The 8078-nt window shown below is 52.1% G+C and carries 10 protein-coding genes; 1 reads left to right on the top strand and 9 read right to left on the bottom strand.

From position 1 onward, the window contains the following. The 9 genes from IJN28_02200 to IJN28_02160 all read right to left on the bottom strand — a co-directional run. Positions 1-621: ATP-dependent protease, Lon family (locus IJN28_02200; protein ID MBQ6712586.1), on the bottom strand; the 621-nt coding region annotated here is incomplete at its 3' end. A 13-nt stretch (positions 622-634) separates the two neighbouring features. Beyond that, positions 635-1081: a 50S ribosomal protein L9 gene (gene rplI, locus IJN28_02195; GenBank protein MBQ6712585.1), complete on the bottom strand. Its 447-nt coding sequence runs from the start codon at positions 1079-1081 to the stop codon at positions 635-637. Continuing rightward, a complete protein-coding gene (locus tag IJN28_02190; GenBank protein MBQ6712584.1) occupies positions 1053-3110 on the bottom strand; it encodes a DHH family phosphoesterase in 2058 nt (685 codons plus the stop codon). The genes rplI and IJN28_02190 overlap by 29 nt, the downstream gene beginning before the upstream one ends. Before the next feature lie 32 nt (positions 3111-3142). After that, positions 3143-4135 (bottom strand): YybS family protein, encoded by a 993-nt coding sequence (locus IJN28_02185; GenBank protein ID MBQ6712583.1) that lies wholly within the window; start codon positions 4133-4135, stop codon positions 3143-3145. Next, on the bottom strand, positions 4092-4403 hold the full coding sequence (locus tag IJN28_02180; GenBank protein MBQ6712582.1) for a hypothetical protein: 312 nt from the start codon (positions 4401-4403) through the stop codon (positions 4092-4094). Before IJN28_02180 ends, IJN28_02185 begins: the two co-directional genes overlap by 44 nt. 123 nt (positions 4404-4526) lie before the next feature. Then, positions 4527-4757, bottom strand: a complete 231-nt coding sequence (locus tag IJN28_02175) for a 30S ribosomal protein S18 (protein ID MBQ6712581.1) — start codon at positions 4755-4757, stop codon at positions 4527-4529. Positions 4758-4772: 15 nt separating this feature from the next. Next, positions 4773-5183 (bottom strand): single-stranded DNA-binding protein, encoded by a 411-nt coding sequence (locus tag IJN28_02170; GenBank protein ID MBQ6712580.1) that lies wholly within the window; start codon positions 5181-5183, stop codon positions 4773-4775. A gap of 19 nt (positions 5184-5202) precedes the next feature. Beyond that, positions 5203-5487 carry a 30S ribosomal protein S6 gene (locus IJN28_02165; protein ID MBQ6712579.1) on the bottom strand — a complete coding sequence of 95 codons (285 nt, stop codon included), beginning with the start codon at positions 5485-5487 and terminating at the stop codon, positions 5203-5205. A 261-nt stretch (positions 5488-5748) separates the two neighbouring features. Beyond that, a complete protein-coding gene (locus IJN28_02160; GenBank protein ID MBQ6712578.1) occupies positions 5749-6102 on the bottom strand; it encodes a cupin domain-containing protein in 354 nt (117 codons plus the stop codon). Positions 6103-6363: 261 nt separating this feature from the next. On the opposite strand from IJN28_02160, the gene ilvD reads away from it, so the two are divergent. Beyond that, positions 6364-8016, top strand: a complete 1653-nt coding sequence (gene ilvD, locus IJN28_02155) for a dihydroxy-acid dehydratase (GenBank protein MBQ6712577.1) — start codon at positions 6364-6366, stop codon at positions 8014-8016. Positions 8017-8078: the final 62 nt, after the last annotated feature.

The raw sequence follows: 8078 nt of genomic DNA, 5'->3' as shown, positions 1-8078 counted from the left end.
TCCGTAGAGAAGAAGATGCTGCGGATAGACAGATGCCAGCTCCGATTTGATGGCATCGACGGCACGTTCCTGCCCGATGATCTCCTCTAAACTCTGCGGTCTTAACAGTTCGGGCAGAGAGCGCGTGAGCGATTTTTTCTCAAGTGCTTCAAGCTTCTCGAGCTTTTTGATCGTCTGCGGATTCTCCGCCGTTTTTTCTTCTTCTTTTAATATCTGCTGACGAATCTCCGAAACATATTCTTGGTGACGTTCTTCCATTCGTTCAACGACTTTTTTCTCGATCTTATCCTCGACCGTCTTACGCGCCATCATATCGGCAAGCTCTTCTTCGATATCGGCAAGAAGCGCAGGGATATCGGCAGGGTCGGGGACATGGTCGTGCGTCGGGTCTTGGAATACGAGCTTCTGAAGCGCGAGGATGCGGTCTTCCAGTCGCTCGGAGCGAATAAGCTCCAGACAACCGAGCTTGCCCGCCCGCAAGATGATCTGTTCGGCACCGATGACCGTAGACAGCACGCTGAACAGTACTGCTACTTGTCTCTCCAGCTGATCCTTCTGGTCGAACGTGATCTCCTCCGTTTCGGGGTCGCGCGAAAGAAACTTATTGAAAAAATCCATCATGGTCGGCCTCTTCCTACGCTTTGACGATGTTCACCGTAACCCGGCTCGTCACCTCGGGGTGAACCTTGATGGTAGCCGTGTACGTGCCTTCACCGCGTACCGTACCATCGATCTCGATCTTGCGTTTGTCGATCGTAATTTGGCACTGTTTTTCAAGCGCATCGGCAACGTCTTTGCCCGTTACCGAACCGAACAGCTTGCCGCCTTCACCGATCTTCACAGGGATCGTCACCGTTACCTTTTTCAGCTGTGCGCCGAGAAGCACGGCTTCTTCTGCCTGGATCTGTGCTTTGCGTGCTTCGGAACCTTTTTTCTGTTTGATATTGTTGAGGTTGGCAGGCGTTGCTTCGATCGCTACTTTTTTCGCGAGAAGTACGTTGCGTGCATACGCTTCCGATACCTCGATGATATCGTCTTTTTTACCTAATTTTTTAACATCCTGCAATAAGATTACTTTCATTGACTACACTCTCCTTCATTGCCTCACGCGTACGCTCGATGATCTCCTCGCGTACCGCGGCAATACTTTTATCTTTGACTTGAGCACCAGCAACCGTCTGATGACCGCCGCCGCCCATCTGTTCCATCACCAGCTGAACATTGACAGAGCCGTCCGAACGCGCACTCACCCCGACACCACCGTCGGCAAGCGAGAACAGCACGTAGCTGACAGCCACCCCGTCGATCATCAGCATCATGTCGGCAGTCTGACCTGCCAACGCTTGTATATTCGCTGTGGGAAGATTATTCTCCACAGGACATATCCCTACCATTATCTTATCATCGACGACCTCTGCGCGGCTCAAAATATCACTGCGCGTCTTGACCGTCTGGTAATCCGTACGGAAAAGCTCCCTTACGAGCGGCGGCTCCGCACCGCATCGACGAAGATACGACGCCGCATCGAACGTACGCACGCCCGTCTGAATGGCAAAATTCTTCGTATCGAGCACGATACCTGCATAAAGAGCCGTCGCTTCGCCCTTCGTCAAACGGATATCCTTACCGAAATACTCGATAAGCTCCGTCACCAGCTCGCTCGTAGACGATGCCGCAGGCTCGAGATATACCAAAAACGGCTTCACGATGAAATCCTCACTGCGGCGATGATGGTCGATAACGACGACCTTCTCCGCACACGACAGAAGCTTCGGCGCCGCCACACGGCTCGGACGATGCGTGTCCACCACGAACACGAGCGCACCGAAAAGAAGCGGCATGGCTTCTTCTTCCGTAATAAAAAGACGCGGTTTTTCTGCTACGAACAAGTCGGGCCCGTCGGCAGGCTCTGCCAATGCCGTATCCGTTTCCACCATCTCAACGATCTTCTGCACCGACAGATTCGAACCGCTGACGATGATATGCACATCCTTGCCGAGCGATCTCGCCATCTGCGCCACCCCAACAGCGGCACCCAGACAGTCAAAATCCTCCTGCTGATGTCCCATGATCAGGATAGACGACGCCTTCTGCATCATATCATGAAGCGCATGCGCCACGACACGCGCCTTCACGCGCGTATGCTTCTCGATCGCCTTCGTCTTACCGCCGTAGAACTCGACCTTACCGCCGATATTCACCGCGATCTGATCGCCGCCGCGGCCGAGCGCAAGATCAAGACCCGCCTGCGCCGTATCGGCAAGCTCTGCAATAGACAGCTTGCCCGACGCTACACCGACGCTGATCGTGATCGGCATACGATTATTGCGATGGATCGCGCGCACCTTATCAAGCACCGCGAACTTATCCTTGAGAGCCTGCTCCAGACCCTCTTTTGAAAACACAGCCACATACGTATCCTCTGTATACTTACGCAAATAGCCGTTCATACCTGCCACCCACTCGGTCAATATCTTACCGACCTCAAGAAGCAGCATCGAACGCTGACGCTCCGTCAAGCCTTGCAGAACATCATCATAATTATCGATCTGAATATACGAAAATACAGGCATACGTGCCGCGTAGTCCTGCAAAATGCAGTCCTCCTCCGTTGAGTCCGACACATACAGCGCGAACAGCTCCTGATGCGCAGGATGATGATGCACCAAACGATACACCACACGAAGCGACTTACCATCCTTCTTCAGCGACAGCTGTCCCGACTCCTCCGTCATATCGGAAAGCGGAAGCTCAGGCCACATCACACTCATCTTCTCGCCCGCCTTCACCTTCATACCGAGGAACGTATCGAGAAGCGGATTGCTCCACAGAAGCGTCCCGTCACGGTCGATGAGAAGCATCGCCATCGGCAAATTGCGCACCGCATACGAAGTCGTACCGCCCACGCTCTGCACCAGCTCGTCCAGATACGTATACAGCTCCTCCTTCTGTTGCGCACGACGCTTGCGGCAATGGACGAAAAAGCACCCCAGCGCAACGAACCCCAGCGCAGCGAACCAAGTATGATACACGCCAAGCACGAGCAAAAAGCACGCGATAATAGCCAAACAAATATAGATCTCCTTGTGATTCAGCGGATTTTGAGGCATAGCATCCCCTCCGTTTCATTCTAATCTATATATTATACCTGTTTTTCGAGAAAATTGCGATAGTTCATTAACATATCTATCCCACCAAGTACGACCAACATGATGGTAAAAAATTGACTAAAGAGAGCAATGACAATGAGGATCCACCAGATCTTCTTCAAAAACACATTCCGATTCGCGACATAACGAAGAAACGACGCCCCCTGCACAAAAAGCACGAACGACGTGAGAAGCTGTACATTCCCCGCTATCATCACCATCGTTTCATCCGCCCACTTATTGCCCCAGTAGATACCCACCAGCGACAAAATAAACAGATAAAGCACCCACGAAGGGAATCGCCACATCTCAAACGGACTAAATGACACGGTCTCCATGCCAAGACGCACCATCACAGCTCGCGCCAACACAAAATTCAGCACCGCTGTAATAAGACCGCAGACAAAAAGTCCGCTCGGGATCAGCATCATATACATCTGCACAAAAGAAGCACCCATCGCCTCCAACTCGGCACGCTCTGCCTCACTGCTGCCCATCAGCAGACTGACCTCCGTCACCGTCTGCTTGATAACAGACGCCATCTCTTGATTCATCTGCGCAAGATCGACCTGCATAACGACCATCGCCAAACCAAGCGTCAGTATATTCGACAAAAACGCAAGCACCGTCGTCACCGACACCGTCCTGCCTGCCATTGTGCCGCGTCTTAAACACTCACCGAGTGCCACACCGACCAAGCCGCCGCTCAAAAAAAGAAACAGCCCGGTCAATATATGCACCATCAGACCGACCACCAGCGCACCGACAGCCGCCGTCATCACACCGTAACGCATCCCGTGACGCGCACTCACCAAAGCAATCGGAAGCGGCCACACCAGATTCGCATACGGAATATACATACTTAAAAAAGCGATCGCCGCCAAAGACGCCGCTAAAAGCCCGCCCTCAACGACAGGCCTTGCCTTCACACCCTGCATCACATCACTCCTTCGACCTGCAGTGCCGCCGAAGCGCACGGTAATCACCGCATCGGTCCTCTATCTCCTGCTCCTTCGCATCAAGAGGCCTGTCAAGCCTACGCATAACAGCCTCATCAAGCTCCTCAAATCCGACCCCCAAATGACGTCCCAGCACATAACACGACACCACCACACGCGAAAGCGCATCCGCCATCGGCGTACGCACCCCGCCCGCGACCGCTCGCATCACCTCGCCCACCCCAACGGCAAGCTCCGCCTTCAGCCACTCCAGAAGCCGTATCTTACGGATCATATCCGACTCGCGAATAGTCACCTTTCATCGCCTCCTCCCCTATCTATTCGGACAGGAAACGATATCTTCCTTCTTTTTCCAATAAACTATCAAGAAATCCGTATAAAACAAAAAGAGAACCGTTTGACGGTCCTCTTCTCATTCTTATTCTGCAGTGAACGGCAAGAGCGCAATGTTTCTTGCACGTTTGATAGCAACAGTAAGCTGACGCTGATGTTTCGCACAGTTACCGGAGATACGGCGCGGTAAGATTTTACCACGTTCCGTAATGTAACGGCGAAGTTTCGGTACGTCTTTATAATCGATAGCTTCTACTTTATCAACACAGAAGCTGCAAACTTTTTTCTTCGGCTTTCTGCCTCTTTCACGTCTCAATGAAATAACCTCCCTTTAAAATGGTATTTCTTCTTCAGGGAAGACCTCGCTACCAAAAGAACTTGCTTTTGTCGAAGTGCTGCTCGGTCTGTCCATCGGTGCAGCTGCACCCGATTTCGCTTCAAGGAACTCGATGTTCTGCGCGACTACTTCCGAAATGCGGCGTTTCTGGCCGTCATTTCCTTCGTAAGACCGAATCTGCAGTCTTCCTTCTACCAAAATCCGTCTTCCTTTGGTAAGATTATTGCCACAAATCTCGGCCAGTTTTTCCCACGCTACGATAGGAATAAAATCAGTAGTATCATTCTGCGCGCCACCACCGTAGCGACTTACCGCAAGGCTGAACGAAGCGACCGCTTTGCCGCTTTGCGTATAGCGAACTTCAGGGTCTTGTGCAAGACGACCTACCAAAATAACCTTATTCATGGTATATTTCCCCCTGGCCTTATTCTTCTACTCTAACGATCATATGTTTCAAAAGCTCGTCCGTGATTTTCATAACACGGTCAGCTTCAGCCAAGACAGCCGGCTCAGCCGTTACGTTCATCAAGCAGTAGAAACCTTCTTGGCAATCTTTGATTTCATACGCCAAGCGTTTTTTACCCCAACGATCCGTGCTGTCAACAGTACCACCCTGGTTAGCGATCAAAGCTTCGAATTTAGCGATAACAGCATTCGTAGCTTCTTCTTCCATAGGTTTTACAATGATTATGACTTCGTACTTTCTCACGAAATCACCTCCTCCTTTGGACTTTGGCTCCCTCGAGGGAGCAGGGAAGGTCAAAAATAACCTAAACCTGTCTTAATAGACTTAAGTATTATACCATCTTAACCCATGCGATGCAATAGCAAAATTCAACGAAAATCAAAAAAATATCGCACCTTTTTCGCTTTGCCGCCGCATCGGGCACACACACCGCATATACCGCCCCTGCATATCAAAAAAGCCCCGACACACCTAAGTGCATCGGGGCTTCGCTCACTTAACTAATCAGTCTTTTTTATCGAACAAGATAAGCGCGATGATCTCGAGATCTTCTTCACCGTTGTTCGTAATGCCGTGCGTTTCGCCTTCCGGACAGTAAGCAACATCGCCCGGATAGAGTTTCGTTTCTACGCCGTTATCGTTGTAATCGCCAACACCTTTGAGGATATAGTAAGCTTCGAAATCGTTTACGTGCTGATGGTTACCAAGCGTAACACCCGGTTTCAATACGTTATGCGCGAACAAACGGCCTTTACCGCAGAATTCATCGCCTTCGATAAGGTTTTTGATGATCGTTTCGCCCGGGCCGCCGAACATTTCTTTCGTTACAACATTAAGTGTTCCATCTCTTTTGATCATGATCTTTTCTCTCCTTTTATTCGGTGCTCGCTCTCGCACACGCAGACAACCGAGCACGCAATTTACATTCTTGATTGTTATATTCGGTCTTACTTCTCATTCTCCTGCCGATTGTTCACAAATTTTTCAATTATCTGTCTTTTAAAGACAAAACAACTGCAAATTGCGTTTGCCAAAAAAGAGTGTAATCTTGTATAATAGAAGAATAGACTTTAAACTTAAATTGCACTTACTGCAATATATAAAGGAGAGATTTACACAATGCGCAGCGATATTGTTAAAAAAGGCTCCACCAGAGCCGCTCACCGCTCCCTGTTCTATGCGATGGGCTATACACCCGAAGACTTACAAAAACCGCTCATCGGCGTCGTCAACTCGTTCAACGAGATCATCCCGGGACACGCACACCTGCGTGACATCTGCGAAGCAGTCAAACTCGGCATCAGTGCCGCAGGCGGCACACCGATCGAAGTACCGGCTATCGGTGTCTGCGACGGCATCGCCATGGGTCACGACGGCATGAAATTCTCGCTTGCCAGCCGCGAACTCATCGTCGACTCCATCGAAGCACAGGCAACAGCACACGCATTCGACGGCCTCGTCCTCATCCCCAACTGCGACAAGATCGTACCGGGCATGATGATGGCAGCCGCACGCCTCAACATCCCGTCCGTCGTCGTCAGCGGCGGCCCGATGCTCCCCGGCCGTTACCAAGGCAAAAACCTCGGCCTCAGCAACACGTTTGAAGCCGCAGGCCTCTTTGAGTCGGGCAAGATCACAGCAGACGAACTCGACGCCATCGAACAGGCAAGCTGCCCCGGCTGCGGCTCCTGCTCCGGTCTTTTCACAGCCAATACGATGAACTGCCTCACCGAAGCACTCGGCATGGGACTTCCCGGCAACGGTACCGTACCTGCCGCATACACAGGCGGCCGCCGTATGCTCGCCAAACGCGCAGGCGCGGCAGTCATGAAACTCATCGAACAGAACCTGCGTCCGCGTGACATCCTCACGAGAAAAGCGTTTGAAAACGCCATCATGGTAGACATGGCGATCGGCGGTTCCTCCAACACCGTCCTTCACCTCCCTGCCATCGCACACGAAGCAGGCATCGAGCTTCCGCTCTCGCTCTTTGACGAGATCAGTGCAAAAACACCGTACATCACCAAAATGAGCCCGGGCGGTCAGCACTTCATCACCGACCTCAACGAAGCAGGCGGCATCAGCGCAGTCATGAACGAACTCAGTAAACTCGGCCTCATCCACAAAGACGCCATCACCGTCAGCGGCACCATCGGTCAGCGCATCGACCATGCCAAAGTCAGCGACCACACCATCATCAAACCTGCAGACGCACCGTATCGCCCGACAGGCGGTATCGCCATCCTCGGCGGTAACCTCGCACCCGACAACGGCGTCGTCAAAGAAAGTGCCGTCACCGAAGATATGCTCGTATTCGAAGGCCCTGCACGCGTATTCGACTCCGAAGAAGACGCCGTAGAAGCCATCATCGGCAAACAGATCAAAGACGGCGACGTCGTCGTCATCCGCTACGAAGGCCCGAAAGGCGGCCCCGGTATGCGCGAAATGCTCAACCCGACAGCCCTCATCACAGGCATGGGCCTCAAAGTCGCACTCCTCACAGACGGACGCTTCAGCGGTGCAACACGCGGCGCGTGCATCGGCCACGTATCGCCCGAAGCAATGGACGGCGGCCCGATCGCACTCCTCGAAGAAGGCGACATCATCGCCATCGACATCCCGAAACGCGCCCTCAATGTGAAGCTCACTGACGAACAGCTCGCCGAGCGCAAAGCGAACTGGACACAGCCACAGCCAAAAGTCACCACAGGCTACCTCTCCCGCTATGCCAAACTCGTCAGCTCCGCAAGCAAAGGCGCAGTATTCGAATAAGAATACATATAATAAGAAGAAACGCATCCCCCACAGCACACGTTGTGGGGGAACACTTTTGC

This window comes from Selenomonadales bacterium (genome assembly GCA_017442105.1).
Taxonomy (GTDB): Bacteria; Bacillota; Negativicutes; order RGIG982; family RGIG982; genus RGIG982.
This window is presented reverse-complemented; position numbering and strand designations above follow the sequence as displayed.

Excerpts from the sequence above, each read along its gene's own strand:
- rplI (MBQ6712585.1), bottom strand. The coding sequence starts at position 1,081 with ATGAAAGTAATCTTATTGCAGGATGTTAAAAAATTAGGTAAAAAAGAC.
- IJN28_02190 (MBQ6712584.1), bottom strand. The coding sequence starts at position 3,110 with ATGCCTCAAAATCCGCTGAATCACAAGGAGATCTATATTTGTTTGGCT.
- IJN28_02170 (MBQ6712580.1), bottom strand. The coding sequence starts at position 5,183 with ATGAATAAGGTTATTTTGGTAGGTCGTCTTGCACAAGACCCTGAAGTT.
- IJN28_02160 (MBQ6712578.1), bottom strand. The coding sequence starts at position 6,102 with ATGATCAAAAGAGATGGAACACTTAATGTTGTAACGAAAGAAATGTTC.
- ilvD (MBQ6712577.1), top strand. The coding sequence starts at position 6,364 with ATGCGCAGCGATATTGTTAAAAAAGGCTCCACCAGAGCCGCTCACCGC.